General features: G+C 48.0%; 24 protein-coding genes. 18 read left to right on the forward strand and 6 right to left on the reverse strand.

All coding sequences use genetic code 11. The annotated features are described in order from the left end of the window. The first annotated feature begins 356 nt into the window (after nt 1–356). From BMX59_RS24050 to BMX59_RS24115, 14 genes are all read left to right on the forward strand, one after another. Nucleotides 357–770 carry a sugar 3,4-ketoisomerase gene (locus BMX59_RS24050; RefSeq protein ID WP_092247557.1) on the forward strand — a complete coding sequence of 138 codons (414 nt, stop codon included), beginning with the start codon at nt 357–359 and terminating at the stop codon, nt 768–770. After that, entirely contained in the window at nt 754–1,218 is a 465-nt protein-coding gene (locus BMX59_RS24055) for an acyltransferase (RefSeq protein WP_092247560.1), read from the forward strand. The genes BMX59_RS24050 and BMX59_RS24055 overlap by 17 nt, the downstream gene beginning before the upstream one ends. Next, nucleotides 1,215–2,342 carry a DegT/DnrJ/EryC1/StrS family aminotransferase gene (locus tag BMX59_RS24060; RefSeq protein ID WP_092247563.1) on the forward strand — a complete coding sequence of 376 codons (1,128 nt, stop codon included), beginning with the start codon at nt 1,215–1,217 and terminating at the stop codon, nt 2,340–2,342. Before BMX59_RS24055 ends, BMX59_RS24060 begins: the two co-directional genes overlap by 4 nt. Continuing rightward, nucleotides 2,342–3,616, forward strand: coding sequence for an O-antigen translocase (locus BMX59_RS24065; RefSeq protein WP_092247566.1), 1,275 nt, complete (start codon nt 2,342–2,344; stop codon nt 3,614–3,616). Before BMX59_RS24060 ends, BMX59_RS24065 begins: the two co-directional genes overlap by 1 nt. Before the next feature lie 51 nt (nt 3,617–3,667). Continuing rightward, nucleotides 3,668–4,858: a hypothetical protein gene (locus BMX59_RS24070; RefSeq protein WP_139212924.1), complete on the forward strand. Its 1,191-nt coding sequence runs from the start codon at nt 3,668–3,670 to the stop codon at nt 4,856–4,858. After that, nucleotides 4,858–6,195, forward strand: a complete 1,338-nt coding sequence (locus tag BMX59_RS24075) for a hypothetical protein (RefSeq protein ID WP_093126522.1) — start codon at nt 4,858–4,860, stop codon at nt 6,193–6,195. The genes BMX59_RS24070 and BMX59_RS24075 overlap by 1 nt, the downstream gene beginning before the upstream one ends. Beyond that, nucleotides 6,192–7,055, forward strand: a complete 864-nt coding sequence (locus tag BMX59_RS24080; RefSeq protein ID WP_092247575.1) for an alpha-1,2-fucosyltransferase — start codon at nt 6,192–6,194, stop codon at nt 7,053–7,055. Before BMX59_RS24075 ends, BMX59_RS24080 begins: the two co-directional genes overlap by 4 nt. Nucleotides 7,056–7,299: 244 nt before the next feature. Further along, on the forward strand, nt 7,300–8,709 hold the full coding sequence (locus BMX59_RS24085) for a mannose-1-phosphate guanylyltransferase/mannose-6-phosphate isomerase (protein WP_092247578.1): 1,410 nt from the start codon (nt 7,300–7,302) through the stop codon (nt 8,707–8,709). After that, on the forward strand, nt 8,669–9,481 hold the full coding sequence (locus tag BMX59_RS24090) for a glycosyltransferase (RefSeq protein WP_093126529.1): 813 nt from the start codon (nt 8,669–8,671) through the stop codon (nt 9,479–9,481). The genes BMX59_RS24085 and BMX59_RS24090 overlap by 41 nt, the downstream gene beginning before the upstream one ends. Before the next feature lie 18 nt (nt 9,482–9,499). Then, nucleotides 9,500–10,534, forward strand: a complete 1,035-nt coding sequence (galE, locus tag BMX59_RS24095; protein ID WP_092247583.1) for a UDP-glucose 4-epimerase GalE — start codon at nt 9,500–9,502, stop codon at nt 10,532–10,534. Nucleotides 10,535–10,545: 11 nt separating this feature from the next. After that, nucleotides 10,546–11,631, forward strand: a complete 1,086-nt coding sequence (locus BMX59_RS24100; protein ID WP_256572992.1) for a glycosyltransferase family 4 protein — start codon at nt 10,546–10,548, stop codon at nt 11,629–11,631. 1 nt (nt 11,632) lies between these two features. Continuing rightward, entirely contained in the window at nt 11,633–12,589 is a 957-nt protein-coding gene (locus BMX59_RS24105; RefSeq protein WP_092247589.1) for an NAD-dependent epimerase/dehydratase family protein, read from the forward strand. Nucleotides 12,590–12,630: 41 nt separating this feature from the next. Continuing rightward, complete coding sequence (locus BMX59_RS24110) at nt 12,631–13,641, forward strand: MraY family glycosyltransferase (protein WP_092247592.1); 1,011 nt, start codon at nt 12,631–12,633, stop codon at nt 13,639–13,641. A 109-nt stretch (nt 13,642–13,750) separates the two neighbouring features. Beyond that, on the forward strand, nt 13,751–15,745 hold the full coding sequence (locus BMX59_RS24115) for a polysaccharide biosynthesis protein (RefSeq protein ID WP_092247595.1): 1,995 nt from the start codon (nt 13,751–13,753) through the stop codon (nt 15,743–15,745). Nucleotides 15,746–15,858: 113 nt separating this feature from the next. On the opposite strand, the gene BMX59_RS24120 is transcribed toward BMX59_RS24115, so the two are convergent. Genes BMX59_RS24120 through gmd form a run of 3 tightly spaced genes read right to left on the reverse strand, consistent with a single transcriptional unit; the run spans nt 15,859 to nt 19,064 of the window. After that, nucleotides 15,859–17,031 carry a DegT/DnrJ/EryC1/StrS family aminotransferase gene (locus BMX59_RS24120; protein WP_092247598.1) on the reverse strand — a complete coding sequence of 391 codons (1,173 nt, stop codon included), beginning with the start codon at nt 17,029–17,031 and terminating at the stop codon, nt 15,859–15,861. After that, entirely contained in the window at nt 17,028–17,972 is a 945-nt protein-coding gene (locus BMX59_RS24125; RefSeq protein ID WP_218189507.1) for a GDP-L-fucose synthase family protein, read from the reverse strand. Before BMX59_RS24125 ends, BMX59_RS24120 begins: the two co-directional genes overlap by 4 nt. 6 nt (nt 17,973–17,978) lie before the next feature. Then, nucleotides 17,979–19,064 (reverse strand): GDP-mannose 4,6-dehydratase, encoded by a 1,086-nt coding sequence (gene gmd, locus BMX59_RS24130; RefSeq protein ID WP_093126539.1) that lies wholly within the window; start codon nt 19,062–19,064, stop codon nt 17,979–17,981. Nucleotides 19,065–19,789: 725 nt separating this feature from the next. On the opposite strand from gmd, the gene BMX59_RS24135 reads away from it, so the two are divergent. Then, a complete protein-coding gene (locus BMX59_RS24135) occupies nt 19,790–20,122 on the forward strand; it encodes a ComEA family DNA-binding protein (protein WP_092247604.1) in 333 nt (110 codons plus the stop codon). A 19-nt stretch (nt 20,123–20,141) separates the two neighbouring features. Here the strand turns inward: BMX59_RS24135 and BMX59_RS24140 are convergent, their stop codons facing one another. Continuing rightward, the gene (locus BMX59_RS24140; RefSeq protein WP_093126543.1) at nt 20,142–20,720 is read right to left on the reverse strand and encodes a TetR/AcrR family transcriptional regulator; all 579 of its coding nucleotides are present in this window, start codon (nt 20,718–20,720) and stop codon (nt 20,142–20,144) included. A gap of 121 nt (nt 20,721–20,841) precedes the next feature. Between BMX59_RS24140 and BMX59_RS24145 the strand changes: the two genes are divergently transcribed. Both BMX59_RS24145 and BMX59_RS24150 read left to right on the forward strand, forming a co-directional pair. Continuing rightward, the gene (locus BMX59_RS24145; protein ID WP_093126546.1) at nt 20,842–21,486 is read left to right on the forward strand and encodes a GntR family transcriptional regulator; all 645 of its coding nucleotides are present in this window, start codon (nt 20,842–20,844) and stop codon (nt 21,484–21,486) included. Nucleotides 21,487–21,501: 15 nt separating this feature from the next. Then, nucleotides 21,502–22,350 (forward strand): urea carboxylase-associated family protein, encoded by an 849-nt coding sequence (locus BMX59_RS24150; RefSeq protein WP_093126549.1) that lies wholly within the window; start codon nt 21,502–21,504, stop codon nt 22,348–22,350. Between the two features lie 8 nt (nt 22,351–22,358). Here the strand turns inward: BMX59_RS24150 and BMX59_RS24155 are convergent, their stop codons facing one another. Together BMX59_RS24155 and eat are read right to left on the reverse strand one after the other, a co-directional pair. Further along, on the reverse strand, nt 22,359–22,526 hold the full coding sequence (locus BMX59_RS24155) for a DUF2897 family protein (RefSeq protein WP_003172675.1): 168 nt from the start codon (nt 22,524–22,526) through the stop codon (nt 22,359–22,361). Between the two features lie 112 nt (nt 22,527–22,638). Next, nucleotides 22,639–24,003, reverse strand: a complete 1,365-nt coding sequence (gene eat / locus BMX59_RS24160) for an ethanolamine permease (protein ID WP_093126552.1) — start codon at nt 24,001–24,003, stop codon at nt 22,639–22,641. A gap of 398 nt (nt 24,004–24,401) precedes the next feature. Here eat and kdpF point away from each other — a divergent pair, with 398 nt between their 5' ends. Continuing rightward, on the forward strand, nt 24,402–24,491 hold the full coding sequence (gene kdpF, locus BMX59_RS24165) for a K(+)-transporting ATPase subunit F (protein WP_003218754.1): 90 nt from the start codon (nt 24,402–24,404) through the stop codon (nt 24,489–24,491). The last annotated feature ends 2 nt before the right edge of the window (nt 24,492–24,493 follow it).

A 24,493-nucleotide genomic window follows, 5' to 3' on the forward strand; every position in this document is an offset into this window, starting at 1 on the left:
TCCACGGCTTTGAATAGCCGAAGTCATCGTATGGACTAGGTGACTACCTTTAGCTAGTTAAGCGATGATGCCCTTCACAGAGGTCGATACAAACTGAGCGGAACCTCTCTGCTGGAAGGGCTGGCTCCCCAGCACCAAGAGCTGCGGTACTCGCCACGTGTCCTCAGCGACGCGACTACTGGTAAATCGACAGAGGGCAGCGGCAAGGAATTGTTTTGAGCCGACCCACTCATCGCTGCAAAAGAACATTGGTTTTTTGGCATGTGGGGTTTTTCGTGGTCTAATAATAAATATTTCCCTACGATCTGGCATCGTGCTGGCGAATTGACATGAAAGCTGCTTTGAGAGGGATCTAAATGAGTTTGGTAGACTTGGTCGACTTACAAGTTCTAGGCGATGAGCGTGGGCAGCTGGTAGTTTTAGAAGCGCAAAAAAATGTGCCGTTTGACATTAAACGCGTTTATTTTCTGATGGGAACACGCCCAGGGGTATCTCGCGGTTTTCACGCTCATCGAGAGTTACAGCAAGCAGCAATCTGTGTTTCGGGTCAGTGTCGTATGTTGATGAATAATGGCATAACCAGCGAGCAAGTTCTATTGAATAGCTCAAGTAAGGCAATATTTATCGATAAAATGATATGGCATGAAATGCATGATTTTTCATCAGATTGCGTTCTTTTAGTCCTGGCCAGTGATTATTATAATGAGCAGGACTATATTCGAGATTATTCAGAGTTTATAGGTCTTGTAAGTTATGCCGAAAATACATGAGCTTGCAGATGTAAAAAGTAGTGATATAGGCGTGGGTACACGTGTTTGGCAGTTTTGTGTTGTGCTTGAGGGCGCGAAGATTGGTAAAGGTTGCAACCTTTGCGCGCATACGCTAGTTGAAGGAGATGTAGTCATTGGTGATAACGTGACTCTGAAGTCTGGTGTCTTTTTGTGGGATGGCACTCGCATTGAAGATAATGTGTTTATCGGACCTAACGCAACTTTTACTAATGATTCGATGCCTCGTTCGAAAGTTTACCCGGAGAAATTTGTAGGTATTACGGTGAAGGTTGGTGCAAGCATCGGTGCTAATGCAACTATCTTGCCTGGCGTTACTATTGGGCGTTCCGCTATGGTCGGTGCAGGCGCCGTTGTGACGAAAGACGTGCCTGATTTCTCCGTGGTAGTCGGTAATCCAGCTAAAATAATTCGGTATCTAACGGTATGATCAAGTTTCTAGATCTGAAAACAATTAATCACGATATGCGGAGTGAGTTACTGGAGGCATGCGCCCGCGTAATTGACTCTGGCTGGTATATCGGTGGGGTTGAGTTGCAACGCTTTGAGCAAGAGTTCGCGGAATATTGCGGCGTTAAATTTTGTGTTGGAGTAGCTAACGGTTTAGACGCATTAAGCCTGACGTTACGGGCCTGGAAAGAACTGGGTCGCCTTAGGGATGGTGATGAAGTAATTGTTCCGGCAAACACTTACATAGCAAGTGTTCTCGCTATTACTGAAAACGGTCTCGTCCCAGTTTTGGTTGAACCAGACCCTGCGACATACAATTTAAATGTAAGCAATATTGAGAGCGCGATTACCCTGAGAACAAAGGTTTTGCTACCTGTACATCTTTATGGGTTACTTACGGATATGCCAGCTTTGCTTACGGTCGCAAAGAAACATGGGTTATTGGTGCTTGAGGATTCCGCGCAATCTCACGGGGCAACTCACCAGGGGAAGAAGGCGGGGGCTTGGGGGGATGCTTCAGGTTTTAGTTTTTACCCAGGAAAAAACTTAGGAGCCCTTGGAGATGCAGGGGCCATTACAACGAACGATGAAGAACTGGTTCAAGTGTTGCGTGCTCTTCGTAATTACGGATCTCATGAAAAATATCAGAATATATATCGAGGGGTAAATAGTCGTTTAGATGAACTACAGGCAGCGGTGCTGTCTGTGAAGCTAAAATATCTGGATGCGCAGACAGCACGGAGACGTGAGATTGTAGACGTATATTTACAAGGTATCAAAAACCCAAACCTAATTTTACCATTGCCAGTAGATAAATGCGTGCAGGAATTTGCAGAGCACGTCTGGCATTTATTCGTCATTCGAACCGCCCATCGCGATGAACTACAAAAACATCTTCAAGATAACGGAGTTCAAACACTCATTCATTACCCAGTACCGATTCATAAGCAAAAAGCATATACCCATATGTCAGGATTATCATTGCCCATTACAGAGTTGATCCATGATGAAGTTTTGAGCCTTCCACTTGGCCCTACTTTAACCTTGGAAGAGGCGTGGAAAGTTGTGTCGGCCTGTAACAGCTTTCGGGTCGGCAGCATCTAATGACATTAATACGCACAGGCTTGTTGAATAGCATTGCCGTTGCTATAAAAATGCTGACACTTTTGGGGGTCAACAAGGTTCTTGCTATCTATGTTGGCCCAGGTGGATATGCAGCGCTTGGGCAATTTCAGAACGCTATCCAAATGATCACGACATTTGCAAGTGGTGCAGTTAATACTGGCGTCACAAAATATACTGCGGAGTATGTCGGGGATCACATATCGCAGCGCAAAGTATGGGGGACCGCAGGGACAATAGCGCTAATAGGGTCTTTGCTGAGCGCGTTTATCATAATTTTTTGTAACAAAACACTGTCGAGTTGGTTTTTGAGCAGCGAGGGGTATGGCGGAGTATTCATATGCTTTGCGGTCTCGCTTGTGTTTTTTTCGTTTAACGCACTATTGTTGGCTGTCCTAAATGGGCGGAAAGAAATAGCAACCTATGTGCTCGCTAATATAGCTGGAAGTATTTTTTCACTTGTAATCACCGCATTCATGGCTATGAACTTTGGCCTATATGGAGCTTTGATTGCCCTTGCAGTTTATCAATCTTTTGCTTTCGTTGTTACGCTGGCGCTGTGCTATAGAGCTCCTTGGTTTAGAGTTTCATATTTCTTCTCCGGTATTGACGCTGCCGTTGCCCTAAACTTGAGTAAATATGCGTTGATGGCGTTTACGTCGGCGGCCTGTGTTCCCGTAAGCCATATACTGGTTCGTGATTACCTTGGCGAAACGTTTGGTTTGCAGGCGGCTGGTTATTGGGAGGCAATGTGGCGTTTAAGTGCTGCGTACTTAATGCTCGTGACAACCACATTGAGTGTGTATTACCTGCCCCGGTTGTCTGAGCTTAAAGGCGCAAATGAAATCAGGAGTGAAATAGTACAAGGGTATCGAGTCATTTTGCCAATTGCTATTGTTAGTGCATTGATTATTTACCTGATGAGAGACTTTATCATTGTTACATTGTTCACCGGGGATTTTTCACCTATGCGTGAACTGTTTGCCTGGCAAATGCTTGGCGATACCTTGAAGATAGGGGGGTGGGTTTTGGCTTATCTTATGTTGGGTAAAGCCATGATGAAACTATTTATTTGCTCGGAAGTGATTTTTGCAGCTGGTTTTGTAGCATTTACATGGGGCTTTACCAAGATATATGGATTTCAAGGGGTCGCAATAGCACATGCTGTGAACTACTTTCTTTATTGGCTGGTTATGGCTTTTTTTATATGGCGTAAATTAGTTGATCGACAGGGTTTTACGGAAAATAAAAATTAGCTACTAGTCTAGTTCAAACTATTTTAAAAAGCGTCGGAGTAAAGCGTTGTGGTGAAGACGACAGTATTGATTTTAACTCAGGGGCGTTTTGGTGGGACGGATTTTCTTCTTGCGCGCCTCAGTAGTTGGTTGAAATTAAACCATTGCTACGTTGATATCATCACGCCGGCTGAAAGGCCGGGTCTGAAGGAATACGATATTGTATTTCTTCCAACCTCCGAGGTCAGCCGGCTTTGGCTTTTTTCAGTATCATCTGTAAAGTTTAAGCATGTCTGCATATGGTGTATGGGGTATGCAGCATTTCGCGGCGCATACGTGTCCATTGCTGATGAGGAGTACTCCCAGCACATTACCTCCAACAACCTCAAAGCCAAAGTCATAAGGGCGCTGAAGGCAAGATCCCAGCGCGGGTTAGCTACGTTTCTTAATAGCAAATCTATAGCTTTTACTGACGAGGTTGGGGCGTTTGCTGATATTGGCGGCTTGAGTTTTGATCAGAAGTTAGAAGATTTGATTTGCCCGATTGTCATAGATAAAAGTCCTTCTGAATATTTTGAATATAGCGCTCCAACGAATATTCTTCGGCTAGGGTGGGTTGGTCGCGTTGATATGGATTTCAAATTCTATGCTTTGGAGCGAGTCATACTTGATATTCGTGCGCTTCAAGAAGAGATATTAAAGCGCTACGGAAAAATTGTTTTTTATATCGTCGGAAATGGTGATGCTATTGAGGCTTTGAAGGAGCTCGTTTCTACTGATTTAAGTATTGAATATCACCTTATTCCCTTCATTGATAAAGCAAAGCTCAGTGGATTTATTAGAGAAAATATCGACTTGATGTTTGCGATGGGAACGTCGTCATTAGAATCGGCCAAAAATAAAATTCCCACTATAGTAGTTCCTCCTAGAGCTCGCAGAGATGATTTACAGATGCCTTCATATAGGTGGGTTTCAGAGTCTAAAGGTTACTCTCTGGGAGAACTTAGTTACGCAGGAATCAGGCCGGTACAACCATCAAGTCAGATGAATATTTTACTCGATAAATTTATTAACAGCGCCAGTGAGCTTTCAGATGCTGCCTACGAATATTCGAAGTTTTTTGATGCTGAACTAGTATTTGAAAAACTAGATGTCGTGGCGAGAAAAAGTCTGCCCTCGTATATGTTATATGTAAAGTCTTTTGAGCTTTTTATGCTTAAAAAAATCAAGGCGGCCACCAAGATTATTTTGAGGCGGGCTTAATGATTATTGTCAAGCGGAATGAACTCGCATTTGGTTTTCTTTTGCTGTTCAATTTTATACTGACTGTCTTGGTGGCTCTGTCGATAAGTGAGGAGACTGGTGGTGTCGAGGCTTTCCTATTTAATATATTTTTGGTTTCTACTACTGCTCTTTTGGTTTTTTTCTGTTTTCAGGGGGCTTACAAGAACCCTTTAAATATTACATCGCTGGTATCGATTTCGATATTTTTTTTCATGTGGGCACGTCCGTTTTTGACATTAATTTTTGATAAAGACATTGTTGAAGCGGGAATAGTGCTGGGCGAAAGCTCAGTTCGAAAATCTGTCGTTATCCTGGCGATGGGATGTATATTTATATTTTCAGGCCACTTCTTTAGCTCAAGGCTTACTTCAAGGCTATCCAGGGCATTGGTAGAATTTCCGGTGTTTACTTTGTCTCGCCTCACAAGTGGTTTTATAATTTTTCTTGCGTCGTGCAGTGGTATGTACTTTTTGGGCAAGTCTTATGTTTTAGCTAGCAAGTATATGGTCGGCGATTATTTCGCAGCATTGGAAAATCCTGAGTTTCATGCGCACATATTAACATTTTTTATTGCGAAAAATATTTTGTTGTTGTGGGGTATTTTTGGAAAAAACTCTAATCGACTTTTAATTATTTCGTTCATATGGGTATTTTTTGCAGTAGGCTTTTTAATGATCGGCCTTCGCGGCTATTTTTTTGTCTATTTATTTTTGTTTGTTTTTGTATACGGGTTGGAGCGGCGGATCAATTACATATTTCTAGTGGCGTTAGGGCTGGGCTCATTGATTTTTGCGAATATATTGCTCGAGTATAGATTGGGTTTTGAGGTCGCTACTGGAGTGGTAGATAAGATATCTCAAACATTGCATGGGCAAGGTGCTTCTTTCGAGGTTTTATATGGCGCTGTTAATTTTGGTAACGCGGTGCGTGAATGTTTGAACTCGACGAATGAAGCTTTTGGTATCTGTGTTGATCAGGCTCGTCATATAAACTTTGTCAGTGGTGGTTTTTCTACAAGTTTCTTTGCTGAAGCCTACTATCAGGGATGGTTTTTTTATATATTTTGGTGTCTTCTTTTTGGATGTTTGGTGCGTACGTTAGATGGAGCGGTTGCTTTTTATAAAGACAATAGATCTGCCTGTGGGAACCATGGCGGCGTTATTTTTTTGATTCTCTCGGTCTTACCAAATCTCGTGTATTTTTCGCGCTCAAGCATGTATGAGTTTTTATTTAAGTTCTTGCAAGTTTCAATGGTGCTGATGGTCATGGCTATAGTAATGACTTATATAAAAAGATATCGTAGGGTTTTCAAATGAATATGCATGTTAGCGTTATGCTCCAAGGCGGATTGGGAAATCAACTGTTTCAGCTGGCGTGGGCCAGGTACATCGAGTCTGTGTCTAGTTCTAAGGTTGCGTGTAATAGTAAGAGACTGCTCAGTAAGGGGATTCATGGAGGTATCCGTCTGTCGGATCTGATTGATTTTGATCATGATCAGTCATCGGAAAGTTGTATTTTTTTTGAGGATAATATTTTTGCAAAGGTTATTCGACTCATAATTAGAAAGTTGAATATTAGACGATTAGGTGATCATCTTTTTTATGATTACGATGCGGATACCAACTTTGATCAAGCCTGCCAGGCGATAAATTCGAAATTTCATTTTGGTTACTTTCAGTATGTCCAAAGCGCTCTTTATTTCAGGGATGAGCTGAAGTCGCTGATTCTTCAGAAAAATTCTGTATTGTTGGCAAAGGGCAGAGAGCTCTACTCCGGCAGCGTTGGTGTTCATGTTCGTCGAGGCGATTTTTTACTATCAACAGATCCTCGTCATAAAGTCATGGGCGAGGATTATTATTTAAAAGCAATCAAGAGTTTCAAAGGTCGTCGTTTCGTGATATTCACGGATGATAGGGAGTGGTGTAAAGAGGTCTTCAAGGGACAAGATTTTGAAATCTGTGGGCTTCTTGGAAATGAAGTGAAGCCTGCGATCGCGGATTTTTTGAGCTTGATTTGTTGTAAAGATTATATAGTAGGCACTAGCACGTTCGCTTGGTGGGCTGCATTTTTAAGTCTCAGCAACAACCCGGTTGTTTACTTGCCTCGCGTGAATCTCCCATTCCAGAGCGAAATGAGTAATCAGCTGATTGGCTGGAGTTATATTTTGAGTGAGTAACGCCCGTAAGGTATGCTTTGCTGAGTGATTGCCAAGTCATGAGAGTCAGAACTCTGGCTTGAAAATCGCCGGTATACTCGCATAATGGGTAACTCGTAGTCTCTGCCTCAATTTTGTACGTTCAAAAAAATGTGCTGATGAGTGACAATGGGCATTTGCCCTATTGCTTCCCAACTCGCCATGCCGTTCGGGTTCGTATGTGGTGTCATTACGCCTTCTGGTAGGCAATCAAAGGACGATATCAATGTTTGTTCCAATTATTATGGCAGGTGGTTCGGGGACTCGCTTGTGGCCATTGTCTCGTCAGCTTCACCCAAAACAGTTTCTTCCGCTGGTAGACACCCAATTTTCGATGCTGCAAGCCACAATTCATCGCTTGGAAGGTTTGACTCATGCCTCACCGCAGTTGATTTGCAATGAGGAGCATCGGTTTTTAGCTGCGGAGCAGTTACGCCAGCTTGGTCTTGAAGATATCAATATTCTGTTGGAACCAATGGGCCGTAATACGGCTCCCGCCATTGCCTTGGCGGCTCTTCAAGCGACCGCCGGAGGCGATGACCCTCTGTTGTTGGTGTTGGCTGCGGATCATCTGATTCAGGATACCGAAGCCTTCCAAGACGCAATACGTATTGCGGCGGAACTTGCAGGGGCGGGTAAACTCGTTTCCTTTGGTATCACGCCCACAAGGCCAGAAACAGGTTACGGTTATCTGCGGCAGGGTGCTTCAGTCGGAAAAGGAGGGTTTGAAGTTACACGCTTTGTTGAGAAGCCAGATACCGAGACTGCGCAGCTTTACCTTGCTGGCGGCGATTATTTCTGGAATAGCGGAATGTTCATGTTTAGGGCAAGTCGTTACTTGGAGGAGCTACAGACCTTTGAGCCCGAAATTGTCTCCTGTTGTCGCGAGGCGTTGGCCAAAGGGCAACAGGACATGCATTTCACTCGGGTCGACCGGGATGCATTTTTGCGGTGCCCTGATAACTCGATCGACTACGCTGTGATGGAGAAAACCCTTCAAGCTGTCATGGTGCCACTTGATGCCAATTGGAGTGATATTGGTTCGTGGACCGCGTTGTGGGAGGCGGGTAGCCGTTCCGAAGATGGAAACTTGCTAGAAGGTGATGTGATTTCGATAGATACGTCAAATAGTTACGTCTATTCAGAGAGTCGTCTGGTTTCTACGGTTGGCGTCAATGATCTGATTGTCGTTGAAACCAAGGACGCTGTACTTGTAGCTCACAAGGATCATGTTCAGGACGTAAAAAGAGTAGTTGAGAAACTAAAGGCAGATGCAAGGAGAGAGCATATATCACATCGTGAGGTTTACAGGCCTTGGGGTATGTACGATGCTATTGATAGTGGGCAGCGCTACCAAGTTAAAAGAATTACAGTGAAGCCAGGACATAAGCTGTCTGTACAAATGCACCACCATCGCGCTGAACATTGGATTGTCGTTAGTGGCACTGCAAAAGTTACTAACGGGGAAAAAACCTATCTTGTCACTGAAAACCAATCTACCTATATCCCAATAGGCGGGGTCCACGCGCTCGAAAATCCAGGTGTAATACCGCTAGAGCTTATTGAAGTGCAGTCAGGCTCTTACCTGGGGGAGGATGACATTATCCGATTTTCAGATAATTATGGGCGTAGCTGAAATGGTTGAGGTAGAGGATGCTCAGACGCCGTTTTTCAGTGTACTCATGTGTTGTAATCGTGATGATGGTTATCTTAATCAGGCCATTGAAAGTGTTCTAGCACAAAATTTCAGTTCGTTTGAGTTTATAATCGTTTTGAATCGTTGTACTGATGAGTTATATGAATCGGTAGCCGCAATAAAAGACCCGAGAATTGTGTTGTTTCGAACAGAAATAGGCCAGTTATCCTTCAATCTTAACTTTGGCGTCAACAGTGCGATTGGAACTTATATCGTCAGATTTGACAGTGATGACATTTGTCATGTTGATAGGCTTGCGGAATCTTACAAGATTATTCAAAAAGACTTGGATACGGACATCGTTGCTGGATCTTGTCGGGTCATTGATGCTTTGGGTAATGTGGTCGGTGTTCGAGTTCTAAGGGAGGAGGATTGGCGTTCTAAAATCACGTACTCGAACCCTTTTATCCATCCAGCAATGGTAATTAGGAGAGATCTGATCCTATCTGCAAGAGGATATCTGGGTGGTTTTCAGAGCGAGGACTATGATCTTTGGATCAGGTTGGCCAAGCGTGCAGATGTAAAGTGTGTATTTACATCGTTTCCAATGATTGATTACAGAATTTCAGATTTCCAATCAAAAGGAAGCCGTCAAGCCTATGCGGAGGTTGCTTCATATTTTTTTAGAGAATTCCTGATTGAGCCTGGTTTTAAAAAGCTCGTGAGTGTGTTTTTTTCCGTGTTTAAAGTTTTTTTTAAGTCAAAAAAATAGTTTTTGGTGTGAGGTGAAATTTTGAAAACGGTTTTGGTTACTGGAGGGGCAGGTTATATCGGTTCTCATGCACTTGTGGAATGTCTTCAGGCGGGCTATAGAGTGGTGGTCCTAGATGACCTCAGTAATAGCTCCAGCGAAGTACTGGTTCGAATTAAAAATATCACCGGTGTTAGTCCTGTATTTTTTAATGGAAGTGTTTGTGATGCTCAATTGCTCACAATAATATTTAACACCTATTTAATTGATTTTGTAATTCATTTTGCAGGCGTCAAAGCGGTCGGTGAAAGTGTTGAAAAGCCTTTAAAGTACTATAATAATAATGTGCTTGGGTCCATTGTTCTATTTCAGATTATGGCCAGAATGAGTGTTTATAAGTTGGTGTTCAGCTCTTCTGCTACAGTGTATGGTAATTCTCTTGAGATGCCGCTCCGCGAAGATTCACGTACTGCGTCCCCCACCAACCCGTATGGGCATTCCAAATTGATGGTTGAGCAAATTTTGTTTGATTTAGCTCATGCTGATTCCCGATGGTCTATTGCTGTTTTGCGTTACTTTAATCCCGTTGGTGCTCATACAAGTGGCCTGATAGGGGAGCATCCCAAGGGGGCCCCTAACAATTTGTTTCCTTACATTAGCCAGGTGGCTGTGGGGCTAAGGCCCTCTGTGAGTGTGTTTGGCAATGATTATCCTACTTCTGATGGCACTGGTATTAGGGACTACATCCATGTAGTGGACTTAGCCAAGGGGCACTTGGCTGCATTGAGCTATCTTGATTCACACAACGGTTGCTTTTTATGGAACTTGGGTACAGGGAGAGGTTATTCGGTTCTTGAAGTAATCAAGGCTTTTTCCACGGTTAGCCAAGTGAACATACCGTTTGAGTACCTCGGACGTAGGCCTGGTGATTTGTCTGCTTGTTGGTCTGATCCCTCTAAAGCAAAGAGGGACCTGGGTTGGGCCGCAACTCTGGATTTGAAGGCGATGGTTGAAGATTCCTGGCGTTGGCAATCCCGAAATCCTCATGGTTATGATGTGGAGGAAGAAGGGTGAGAATCTTATATGTGATTACCCGTTCCGACGTTATCGGAGGGGCGAGCGTTCATCTTCTTGATCTCGCCAGCGGAGTCCAAGAGGCAGGGCATGAAGTGATTATAGTTGTAGGCGGCGAGGGTGTCTTTATCGAGCGCGCTAAAGATCGGGGGCTTGCATGTGTTTCCGCGAATCATTTGGTCCGTCCCTTGAGCGTCATCAACGATTTTCGCTGCTATTTGGAACTAAAGCGCATCGTGTCGGCCTGGAAACCGGATTTGATTCACGCGCACTCATCGAAAGCCGGAATAATAGGGCGATTGGTTGCAAAAAAGTTGTCCGTTCCATGTTTATTCACCGCGCATGGTTGGGCTTTTACCGAAGGCGTATCAGCGTCTCGGCGGTTTTTATACCGCTGGATTGAACGCGCTGTCGCCAATTTTGCGAATAAAATTATTACTGTCTCTGATTATGATCGCTTGTTGGCGCTGAGGTCGGGCGTGGGAAGTGCGGATCTCATTGTCACCATTCATAATGGAATGCCTTCCGTAGAGGACAGTTCTGCTACAAAAGTCGCATCCGAAATAACTCGGCTTATAATGGTTGCAAGGTTCGATGCGCCCAAAGATCATGCTTTTCTGGTTCGTGCCCTGGCCTCATTGACTCGTAATGATTGGGCTATGGAGTTTGTCGGGGATGGGCCCACTATGTCAAAAGTAAAGCAGCTCGTTGCCGAACTCGACTTGGCAGATAAAATTTTCTTCCCGGGCGCTTGTTCTGATGTATCCGAACGGCTGTCCAGATCTGACGTCTTTTGCCTTATATCAAATTGGGAAGGACTACCGTTGACTGTACTGGAAGCTATGCGTTCTGGACTACCGGTCATCGCATCGGGGGTTGGCGGTGTTCCAGAGGCAGTAAAGCAGCAGGAGACAGGGATTTTGGTCGCTAAGCACGATCATGAGGGATTGGTATACGCGTTAGATGCGTTAATTGGCTCGCGGGAGTTGCGCTCAAAGATGGGAATTTTGGGTAAATCAAGGTTTTCTAGTGACTTCACTTTTGAGCTAATGTTGCAGCGAACAATTACCGTTTATTCAGAAGTGGTAAAGGTGTGATATGCGTGTTCTTGTAACGGGAGCTACCGGATTCGTCGGCCGTGCTTTGATTCATGCATGTACAGATTCTGATGACATTGATGTATTGGCGGCAGTGCGTCATCCTCAGGGGGCCACTGAGCGAAACGTTGACGTAGTAGTTGTTGGCGATATCTCCGGACAGGTTAATTGGGCACCTGCGCTTGAGGGGGTGGATGTGGTTGTCCATCTGGCTGGCCGTGCTCATGTCATGGGCGAGTTACCCGCAAACGCACTGGATAAGTTCAGAGCAGTCAATGTTGCAGGAACCAGCGCGATTGCTAGACAGGCACTTGAAGCGGGGGTGAAGCGCTTCATCCTTATTAGTTCAATTGGGGTCAATGGCGCGCGAACGATGAATACGCCTTTTGTCGAAAGTTCTATTCCCTTACCGCATGCAGACTATGCCGTTTCCAAGCTCGAGGCCGAGGAGGCATTACGTCAGGTTGCCGAAGGCTCGACAATGGAGTGGGTCATCGTTCGTCCGCCACTCGTCTACGGGGCTGAGGCTCCTGGGAACTTTGGGCGGCTGCTCAAATTGGTATCATCCGGTTTTCCTTTGCCTTTTGCTTGGGTGGAAAACTCCAGAAGCATGATAGCGTTAGAAAATTTGGTGCATTTTTTGCGTCAATGCATCACTCATCCATCCGCCGCTAATCAGCTATTTCTGGTTTCTGACGGTATTTTTCTGTCTACTCCGGAGATAATTGTCCACCTAGCCCTCGGGATGGGCGTGAAAACCCGTTTGCTACCCTGTCCGCCAGCCCTGATGCGATGGGGGGCGAGTTTGATAGGCAGACAGGGTATGTATACACAGTTATGTGAGTCTCTCACGATTGACTCGAGCAAAGCCAGATCGCTCCTTGAATGGACACCACCGCTGTCTCCCGAGCTTGCATTACAAAAATGTGGTCGCGAGTTCCTAACATTAAGATCATGATGCCAACTATTAATCCGTAGCCTCAAGGACGTGTCTTTTTTATGAGTATGTGGCTTTTATATCCTGCTATTGTCATTTTGTCCGCTTTGCTGACGGGGGGTATTCGTCGATACGCGATTAGTCGTAGCCTCATCGATGTGCCTAACGCGCGCAGTTCTCACTCGGTTCCTACGGCTAGAGGCGGCGGTGTTGCGATCGTCCTGATTTTTTTGCTGTTCTTACCATTCTTTGGTGTTACCGGGGAATCGGAATGGTCCTTGATTTGGTCGATAATCGGGGCTGGTACAGGCGTCGCTGTACTCGGTTTTCTTGACGATCATGGTCATATCGCTGCTCGGTGGCGCTTGCTCGGTCATTTTCTGTGCGCCGCCTGGGCATTGTGTTGGCTGGGGGGCCTCCCACCGATTGGGTACTGGGGAGGAGTTATTGATCTTCAGTGGTTCGGCGTAATTGTGGCTGCCTTCTATCTTGTATGGTTGTTGAATCTATATAACTTTATGGATGGTATAGACGGACTCGCGAGCGTTGAGGCTATCTGTACTTGTGTTGGGGTTTGCGTTATCTACTGGCTAACAGGCTTTCCCGGTTTAATTGGGCCACCCTTGCTCTTGGCAATGGCTGTCGCTGGATTCCTCATATGGAATTTCCCACCGGCGCGCATTTTTATGGGTGATGCGGGTAGTGGGTTTCTCGGTCTAATGATGGGGGTTCTCTCGCTTTATGCTGCTTGGAAAAGTCCGACTTTTCTTTGGGTATGGTTGGTTCTTTTAGGTGTTTTTATAGTCGATGCGACGTTCACTCTATGTTCTCGATTTTTGCAAGGGCGCCGGGTGTATGAGGCTCATCGAAGTCATGCTTATCAGCATGCGGCACGTAAACTTGGTAACCATCTTTCGGTGACAGGGGCTGTTGCTGCTATCAACACGCTTTGGTTGTTTCCGATAGCTATCTGCATTGCTGTTTTTGAACTAAATAGTCTTCTGGGCGTGATTATTGCTTATGTGCCTTTGGTCATCCTGGTCTATAAATGTCGTGCAGGTAAAGATGGTTAAGTTTTGTGGTCGAGATATATTACTTTAAAATAACCGTCATTAGGTCGGTTAAAATGCAATTAATGACCTGTGGCATTAGCGACAGGAGCTTCGTAAGGTGCTGTAAATTATGGACAAAATGAGAGCATTTTTGCTGAGTTTACCGCGTAGGCAAAAGCGCATCCTCCAAGTCGCTGCTGATATTTTGCTGGTTTGGTTCGCGCTATGGATGGCTTTTCTGGTGCGTTTGGGTTTGGACGAGCTGGTTAACCCGTTTACCACGCATTTTTGGTTGTTTCTGACCGCACCTATCGTGGCAATTCCGCTTTTTATACGCTTTGGAATGTACCGTGCAGTAATGCGCTATTTTGGCAATGATGCACTTATTGCGATTATTAAAGCTGTCAGTTTGTCGTCGTTAATTCTGGGGGTTGTTGTCTACTGGTATAGTAATCACCAAAATGTAGTTCCTCGTTCAATCATTTTTAACTATTGGTGGCTCAGTTTGATCCTGGTTGGTGGACTGCGACTGGCAATGCGTCAATACTTTCTTGGTGATTGGTTTGCTGCGGCACAACATGTACCCTTTACCAGCCGTGAGGATGGTTTGCCCAGGGTTGCTATATATGGTGCGGGCGCTGCGGGTAACCAATTAGTTGCAGCGTTGCGTATGGGACGTGTCATGCGTCCGGTTGCTTTCATTGACGACGACTCCAGTATTTCCGATCGAGTGATTTCTGGACTGCAGGTATATAAGCCAAAACATATTCAGCGCATGATTGATGTCACTGGCGCTCAAGAAATCTTGCTTGCAATTCCGTCTTCAAATCGCGCTCGCCGTCGAGAGATTCTGGGCTTTCTTGAAGGCTTTCCTTTGCATGTCCGCAGTGTTCCTGGATTTATGGATCTCGCGAGTGGGCGCGTAAAAGTAGATGACATTCAAGAGGTTGATATTGCGGATTTACTCGGACGAGATGCAGTGCCTGCTCAAAACGAGTTGTTGGAGCACTGTATAAAAGGGAAATCTGTTCTAGTCACTGGTGCAGGCGGTTCGATCGGCTCTGAACTCTGTCGGCAAATACTAAATTCAAATCCAACAACGTTATTGCTGTTCGAGCATAGCGAATTCAATCTTTATAGTATTTTATCAGAGTTAGAGTTGCGAATTGCTAGGGATTCTTTGCCCGTCAGGTTGCTTCCGATTTTGGGTTCAGTGCGTAATGAGAAAAAGCTAATCGACGTCATGAGGGCTTGGCGCGTTGATACAGTTTATCATGCTGCGGCGTACAAACATGTACCCATGGTTGAGCATAATATTGCAGAAGGCGTATTAAATAATGTAATGGGAACGCTTAACACCGCTCAAGCAGCGTTGCAGGTGGGAGTCGCGAACTTCGTCCTGATTTCTACTGACAAAGCTGTTCGACCAACTAATGTTATGGGCAGCACGAAACGATTAGCAGAGTTGACGCTGCAGGCTCTCAGTCAGGAGGTGGCTCCTGTTTTGTTCGGGGAAAAGTCTAATGTTTCGCGAGTTAACAAGACTCGCTTTACGATGGTTCGTTTTGGGAATGTTCTCGGTTCTTCAGGTTCGGTTATCCCATTATTTTATAAGCAAATTAAGTCGGGTGGCCCGCTCACTGTTACTCACCCTAAAATCACGCGCTATTTTATGACCATTCCTGAAGCAGCGCAGCTGGTGATTCAGGCTGGCTCCATGGGGCAAGGGGGCGACGTTTTTGTCTTGGATATGGGGGAACCGGTAAAAATTATCGAACTGGCGGAGAAAATGATTCACCTTTCTGGCTTGAGTGTTCGCTCAGAGAAAAACCCTCATGGAGATATTTCAGTTGAGTTTTCGGGTTTGCGGCCGGGTGAAAAACTCTACGAAGAACTGCTCATTGGTGACAATGTCGTCGCAACGCCACACCCGATGATTATGAGTGCCAACGAAGATTATCTATCCTGGGAGTCTCTCAAAATTAAACTCGCCGAGCTGCTTGTGGCAGTAGATAAAGACGATTACGCTCGTGTCCGCCAACTACTACGTGAAACAGTCAGTGGTTATAGTCCTGATGGGGAAATCGTTGATTGGATCTATCAGCAACGCCGCTTTGAGCCCTGAAGCTCGGAGAGTTGGATTCCAGATAGCCGGTGCGGAAAATCTTACAATTAGTTGCTGTTATTGCCATCATTGTAAGTTTTCCGCACTTTGTGCTTTTAAGCTTTGCAGCTGAATCAGGCTTTAATACTGTTAAGCAGTGGAAAAGCTTCCGAGATCGAATAATGATGATTGCCAACGAATAGGCCAAATTTATCGATATGCTCGGCGTTCTTCAGTTCTCCATGAACTTCGCAGTCGAAATACTTTACAACTTCATTTTTTGCGAAATTTCCAGCTACGATAGGGCGACACTCAAAACCGAGTTCGTTCAGTTTTTCAACAAGTGACTTGCGTGTCAACTTGCTTCCCGGGCGTATCACCAAGCTGAAACCAAACCAACTGGATTCGCCAATCTCTCGTTGAATGATGATTTCCGGGTGGTCTTTCATTGCTGCTTGTAGAAGAGCACCATTCTTACGTCGCTCCTGAATTAGAGTGGGCAGGCGTTTTACCTGCTCCACACCTAGTGCGCCCTCGAGTTCAAGCGGCCGAACATTGTAACCGGGTAAAACGAAGCGAAATGACTCTTCGAACGAATCATCACTCTTATCGCTGCATACTAAGTTTTGCTTAGGCAGGTTTCGAGTCCAGCCATGGGCTCGCAGGGAGAGCAGGATCTGATACAGCTCTTCGTCATCGGTTACGATCAGACCTCCCTCCATCGTCGAAATGTGGTGGCTGAAGAAGGAACTGAAGCTACCCATAATACCGAAGGTGCCAGCTTGTTTTCCGTTGTAAGATGCTCCCATCGACTCGCAGTTATCTTCAATCAGGACAATCTTCTGCTTACCGATGATCTCTTGAATGCGTGCGAAATCATTCGGATTGCCAAGAAGGTTTACGGCCATAATGGCGCGGGTCTTATCGGTGACAGCGAGTTTAAGCTGTTCAAGGTCGTAGTTTAAGGTTTGGAGATCAATGTCAACGAACTTAATCTTCAAGCCGTACTGGTAAAGCGGGTAGTAAGTGGTACTCCACGAAACGGCCGGTACAATGATTTCATCGCCGCGTTGCAGTTTTAAGTCGGCGTTTTTAGTGTAAAAAAGAGCGGCAATAATCAAGAGGTTTGCGGACGAGCCAGAATTAACCATTACACAATGTTTACTGCCTACAAACTGCGCAAAGTCTTGTTCAAATGCTTTTACATTTTCGCCCATTGTAAACATGCCGGTGGCTATAACGCGTTGCATTGCGTCGAGTTCTTCTTTTTCCCAAGAAGAAGCGGCTAGCGGAAAATTAATACTCATTGTTGATGCTCCATATAATAGCTGTAGGTCTTTTCAATACCCTCTTGCAGGGTATGGTGCGGCTTCCAACCCCACAGTGTCTGACGCTCGATATTCACGAGTTTGCGCGCCATCCCTACCGGCTTGGTAGTGTCATGTACGAATTGACCGCTGTATCCCATTACTGCAGCTACAGCGTGATAGTACTCATTGATTGAGTGATCCTGCCCAAGACCCACGTTCATGTTCAGGGGCAGGGAATCGAATTTCCGTAATGCCTGCATAATGGCGTCGCTCAAGTCTCCACTATACATGAACTCACGTCGGGCAGTCCCGTCACCCCATATTTCGACATTTGAATCATTGTTTATCTTCGCTGTGTGAATCTTATGTATAATCGCGGGTAGCAGGTGTGAGTGCGCAGGGTCGAACTTGTCAAAACGACCATAAATATTGCAAGGAATCAGAGTCTTGTATTGAAAGCTCGAGTCTTCGCGTGTGATGTAATCGCAAAGGCGTGCTGTAGTAACTTTTGCTAATGCATAGCCTTCATTAGTCGGTTCCAGTTCGCCCTTTAAAATCATTTCTTCGCTGAGAGGCTCGGAATGATTGCGCGGGTACATGCAGGAACTACCTAGGTTTATTAGGCGCTTTACGCCTGCTTGACGGCTAGCCCATACAATGTTTCTGCCCATATCAAGGTTGTCCAGCAGAAACCCCACAGGCTCTCTGATGTTCACTTGGATACCACCCACTTTTCCGGCCGCATGAATGATCAAGTCGGGCTTGGACTCAGATAGATACTTTTGAATTGCGTTGAAATCACGTAAGTCCAGTTCGCTACTACGCGGAGCAAGAACTTCAAAGTCTTCAATGCAGGGGTGCTCGAGGAGATTGCGCCCGACCATCCCGCCGCCGCCCGTCAACAATATTCGCATCTTATTCATCTGGTAGATTGCCAAATAGAGTTATTCGTTGTAGCTGAAGGTTGTGTATCCATGCTTTTTGATCAGCTCATCCCGTTCAGCACTTTTCAGATCCTCACGTACCATTTCCTTGACAAGCTCTTCAAACGTGATTTTCGGAGTCCATCCAAGTTTCTCTTTAGCTTTGGATGCATCCCCCAATAGAGTTTCAACTTCGGTTGGGCGGAAGTAGCGGGGATCCACTTCTACAATGCATTTACCGACTTCGTTGTAGCCTTTTTCATCCTCACCTTCACCTTTCCAAGTGATGGTGATACCTAGTTCTTTGGCTGCAGCGTTTACAAAGTCTCGTACGCTGTATTGCACACCGGTTGCGATTACGAAATCTTCAGGTTTTTCCTGTTGAAGCATCAGCCACTGCATCTCGACATAGTCTTTGGCGTGTCCCCAGTCTCGAAGTGAGTCCATATTGCCCAGATAGAGGCACTCTTGCAGGCCAAGCTTGATGCGGGAGAGTGCGCGGGTGATTTTGCGAGTAACAAAAGTCTCACCGCGAATCGGGCTTTCGTGGTTAAAGAGAATACCGTTGCAAGCGTAGATTCCATAGGCTTCACGGTAATTGACGGTAATCCAGTACGCATAGAGCTTGGCGACCGCGTAAGGGCTACGCGGATAAAACGGGGTGGTTTCTTTCTGGGGAGTTTCTTGAACCAGGCCATAAAGTTCTGAGGTGGAGGCTTGATAGAAGCGAGTTTTTTTCTCGAGGCCAAGAATTCGAATGGCTTCCAGAATTCTCAGGGAGCCGAGTGCGTCAGAGTTTGCGGTGTATTCTGGTTCTTCAAACGAAACGGCAACATGGCTTTGTGCTGCAAGGTTGTAAATTTCATCTGGTTGAACTTTTTGAATGATACGAGTCAAGCTGGATGAGTCAGTCATGTCTCCATGATGGAGGAAAAAAGGGTGACCTTTGTCGTGTACGTCGTGGAACAGGTGATCAATTCGGGCAGTATTAAATAACGAACTGCGTCGCTTTATCCCGTGTACCTCATAACCTTTGCTCAGCAAAAGTTCAGCAAGGTAAGCACCATCTTGTCCTGTGATGCCAGTAATAAGTGCTTTTTTAGTCATGTTCTCTTCCATAATTGTATTTTGGATTTAGTGGCTGGATTTGTCTGAGCTTACTCGATGGTTTCTAGTTCAGACGGTCCGTTTTTTAAACTCGAAGATCTTACAGAGGGCGTACGTAAGTCTATATTTGGTCGATGTAAATTTACTTCGTAATAGTCCCTCCATTACGCGGCGTTTCATCCCATTTCTAATCTAAGATTGTGCGCAGTCATAATCATTGATCTGCTTGGCTAAAAGCTTGGAGAGCTGATATTCGCATGACCTAATTAGCCTCCGGGAAAATAAAAGACTGAGAGTATGTTCAAATTAAGATGTTTACCTGAATTGTCATTAAATGTACGGCCTTGCAAAAGGGACCCTCTATTTTCATACCGCATAGCAAAACCTTATGCATTAGGCTGTTGATAGTGGTCTCGCGAGCTTTCGCGGCGCACCGCTTCGCTGCAGTCAAAGTCAACATAGTACTTTACACCTGACTTCGCGCTTCTGACCAATTTTACCTGATGCGAGGACTGGGAGGTTATTTTTTCAAGTGTTGTAGATGTGCTCATGGTCTCAATGAGCATTGGCGCACGGGCATGCATTTTTCTTGCTCATTAGTCATCTGTTTTTAGCTTCCACATACTCTGTAACTGCGTTATTTTTGACAGCTTTCCTCCATCGCCTACCCTAGAAAAGCAGCTTCGGAAAAGCTGCTCTCTCAACTATGTCATGGAGCGTCACCGATGCAAATCACTTACATCTCGTCCCTTATATTTGCCTTTCTCACAAGCCTCTCCGTCGCCAGCGCAGCAGCACCTGCCAGTAGACCCGAGGCGCAAACGCCGATCTCTGCACAGATGAACAAGGTAGATCAGGCCGCCAAGGTCAACCTCAACGCTGCCGACGCCGAAACCCTGCGCCGCGACCTCTTCGGTATTGGCGTCTCCAAAGCCAAAGCAATCGTTGCCTATCGTGAAAGCAATGGTCCATTCACTGCGGTGGATGAGTTGCTGGAAGTTAAGGGGATCGGCAAGGCTCTGCTGGAAAAGAATCGCGATAGGCTTGTCATCAACTAATCCAATGAGGGGAGGCCGGTCATTGACCGGCTTTTTCATCCTCTGCAACCTGGTTTTTTAAGCTGTCGCGCACCACGTCCATGATGCGCATCGCTAGTGCCTCGTCCTCGACACTCCGGGCTAGCACCAAGGCACCCACCAGTGTCGACATCATCACCAGGCTTTGTGCATCACGTTGTCCATCCCCCAGCGCTGTCTCAATCTGCTGAAGCCTTGCGCCGAGCACAGCATCTGTAGTCGCGCTGTGTTGGCCTCTCAGCCCCAACTCGGAAGACATGGTCGGCAATGGGCAGCCTTCAGCCGGCGAGATCAGGTGCCATTCAGACAGGTAACTATCAATGAATGCTTCCAGCGGCCGTTCCTGGCTGAACAGTATCTCGCAATGCGCATCCAGCTCGGCAGCCGCGGCCTGCAGTGCCTTTTCCACCAGTTCGTCCTTGGATTTGAAGTGCGCGTAGAAACCGCCATGGGTCAAGTCCAGGGCTTTCATCAACGGCTGCAGACCGGTCGCGCCGATCCCGTCGCGACGAAAGCGTACCGAGGCTTCCTTGATGATGCGTTGGTGGGTCTTGGCTTTGTGGTCGGATGAGTAACGCATAGGTGGGCCTCAGTGACAGGCTGGCATTTTAACCGACTTGAATCTTTTTACACGCTGACACGTTGGCATGAAAAGTGATTACCTGCCCACTAAGGATTGTTCAACAATCGTGAAGGTAACCATGACACTCAGTTTGTCTCTCGCCGACCAGATCGCCCTGGAGCTCCGCGCCGACATCATCGGCGGGCGATTGCTGCCAGGCATGCCATTAGTCGAAGGGGAACTGGTCAAAGCCTACAACGCATCGCGCAATACGATCCGTGAAGCGTTGCACCGCCTTGGGCAAGAAGGGTTGACCCGTTATGTGCGCAATAAAGGCGTGATGGTCCGGCGGGTTGCGCGCGAGGAAGTGCGGGATTTGTTTGTCGTGCGCCGCACCCTGGAGTTGCAGGCCATCGCCCAGAGCGGCCCTCTGACAGAAGATCAATCCAGGCGCATGCAGAACGCCATCGATGCCACCACCCTCGCCCGCGAGCGCGAAGACTGGCGTGCGGTCGCCACCCATAGCCTGGTGTTTCACCAGCACATCGTCGGGTTGATGCGCAGCCCGTTGTTCGATGAGTTTTTTGCCCAGGTCATCGCCCAGCTGCGGCTGGTGTTCTGCGCCGCGCCCGATGAGCGGCGCTTCCAGTCGCCGTGGCTGGAGCGTGATCGTGAAATCTACACGTTATTGGTCCGGCAAGATAAACCGGCGGCGGGGGAGGCGATGAGCCTCTACCTGGATGATTCGGAACGCTTGTCCCTGGCCTTGTTTAACCACCCCTGATCGAGGATCCGCACCATGTACAAAGACTATCCGGCCGCTTATCAGGTCAGTAAAGGTTCGGCGTTGCAGGTCGACACAGCGTTTTACGAGCGCATCCGTGATCGAAAAGACCAGCGCACGCTGATCGAGCAGTTTGAGGTGCCGATTCGTACGGGCAGGGCGTGGAAGGTGCCAGCCGGACATGTGTTCCGTGTGACCACGCCGGTCGGCCCGCAGGTGGGTGATTTCAACGTATGGAATGCCAATGACCCCCGTGAGCGCCTGTGGGCGGCTCGCACCCGGCAGTTGCAGGGCGCCCATGTCAGCACCCATGACCGCTTGTGGTCGAACCTGCCATTCCTGCGGCCTTTGGTGACGATCACCGATGACAGCCTGGCCAGCTACGGCATTGATGAGCACGGCGGGCGGCTGCACGATTTACTCGGTACCCGTTGCGATCCCTATGTGAACCGCATGCTCACCGGTGAAGACTTCCATCACCATTGCCACTCCAACCTGACACGCGCGGTTTTGCCTCACGGTTTGACGGAATTCGACGTGCATGACGTGCTGAATATTTTCCAGTGCACCGGTCTAAATCACGACGACATGTACTTCATGAAGGCCTGCCCCGCGCAGAAGGGCGACTACCTGGAGTTCTTTGCCGAGATTGATTTGCTATGCGCGCTGTCGACGTGCCCAGGAGGGGATTTGTCGCTGCCGATGTGGGGGCCGCAGGCGCAGGACCCGCTGACGGTATGCCGTCCGCTGGGGGTTGAGATCTACACGTTGGAGGATGCGCTGCTCAATGGCTGGAGCCAGCCGGAACGTGCTGCCTACAAGGGGCAGCACGGGTTGCATATTGCCAAGGCGGATTGGGAGTAGCCCAAGGCTCAGCGATCCTGCGCATCCTTGGCATCCGCCTGGGCGTTGCGCTCGGCCACGCGCTTGCGTTGTTCGTCGGTGAGTTCCACTTTGTTGGCGCTGTCACGCAGCATCATCAGTCCACCGACGATCGACCCGATCGCAACTACCATAATCAACCACGCATACCACGGCATAAGGCTCTCCTTGAGGCAGATTGCCGCGGGAGAGTTTTCCCACGGTAATGACTGCTTTGAGTGACGGGCTTTCTTACTAGTTCAGTGTAGGCCCGTTCTGCCTCGCAGTAGATCAGAGCCCGGTCAACATCGCATCCGCCGGTGCATCGGCACGGTCTTGCGCAGTCATCTGGAAGTAGGCGAACCCCACCACCATAAAGCCCAGGAAGATCAGCCCGATCAGCGCGTTGAACCAAGCCATGGCCACCAGGCACACCACCGCCAGCACCAGGGCAATGCTCGGCACGATGGGGTAACCCGGCGCGCGGAAGGTGCGTTCCAGCAGCGGTTCGGTCCTGCGCAGTTTGAACAGGCTGAGCATGCTCATGATGTACATCACGATGGCGCCGAATACCGCCATGGTGATCATCGCCGCGGTCAGTGTCATACCGCCGAGGTTGATCAGGCCGTCGCTGTAGATCGCCGCGATGCCGACCACGCCGCCGGCGATGATTGCGCGATGGGGTGTCTGAAAACGCGACAGTTTGGCGAGGAAAGACGGCAGGTAACCGGCGCGGGCCAGGGCGAAGAACTGGCGCGAGTAGCCGAGGATGATGCCGTGGAAACTGGCCACCAGGCCGAACAAGCCAATCCACACCAGCATGTGCAACCAGCCGGAGCTGTCGCCGACCACGGTTTTCATGGCTTGTGGCAGTGGGTCGTTGATGTTGGACAGGGTGCGCCAGTCACCCACGCCGCCGGCAAAGAACATCACGCCCATGGCCAGGATCACCAGGGTCAGGATGCCGCTGATGTAGGCCTTTGGAATGGTGCGCTTCGGATCTTTGGCTTCTTCGGCGGCCATGGCGGCGCCTTCGATGGCAAGGAAGAACCAGATGGCGAAGGGAATTGCGGCAAACATGCCGGCAATCGCCGGTGCGCCGAACGTGTCGGAACCGGCCCAGCCATTCAGGGCAAAGTTACTGAAGCTGAAGGCGGGCGCCACTACGCCCATGAACACCAGCAACTCAGCGACGGCGAGCACGCACACCACCAGTTCGAAGGTGGCGGCGAGCTTGACGCCGAGGATGTTCAGGCCCATGAACACGATGTAGGCACCGACGGCGGCGTGTTTGGGGTCCAGCGCCGGGAACTGCACATTCAGGTAGGCGCCGATGGCCAAGGCGATGGCGGGCGGTGCGAAAACGAATTCGATCAAGGTCGCGAGCCCCGCGATCAAGCCGCCTTTCTCACCAAAGGCGCGACGGCTGTAGGCAAACGGACCACCCGCATGGGGAATCGCGGTGGTCAGTTCGGTGAAGCTGAAGATGAAACAGGTGTACATCGCGGCGACCATCAATGAGGTCACCAGGAAGCCCAGGGTCCCGGCGACGCCCCAGCCATAGCTCCAGCCGAAGTACTCCCCGGATATCACCAGCCCGACGGCGATGCCCCATAAGTGCAGAGTGCCTAGGGTGGGTTTGAGTTGTGTGTTCATCGTGACGCGCTCCCTGAACGGTTTGGAATGATTCAAGGTGTTGCAGCGGACATGCCATGCCTTACAACCGTGTCGTAAAGCGGCGCAACTGTCGTCTGGGGGATGGTTTGGCGTTTAAAATTTTTCAACTGCGCACCAGATAAGTGCGGGGGGGGCTGGCAGGGCCTTATCGGGGGCAAGCCCCCTCCCACATTTTGACCGGTGTACGCAGGCCCGGTGTGGGAGGGGGCCCCCGATGAGGCCCTCCAATCCAGCACAACCCTCCCTGTAAACCCCGCATAAACCCACTCTTTACGCCGTCTTTACGCCCCGCCCACTCCCTCGCTCTCGTTCCTTTACGCCACTCCTGCCGACAATTGCCCCACACGCGGCACTCGCCGCTAAACGGAGAGACTTCCATGAGCGTTCTGGACGGGGTGTCACTGCTATTGGCCGTGGCGCTGTTCATTTATCTGCTGGTTGCGCTGTTACGCGCGGATCGGAACTAGGA

Source organism: Pseudomonas sp. NFR09, assembly GCF_900111535.1.
In the GTDB taxonomy this organism is placed as follows: Bacteria; Pseudomonadota; Gammaproteobacteria; order Pseudomonadales; family Pseudomonadaceae; genus Aquipseudomonas; species Aquipseudomonas extremorientalis.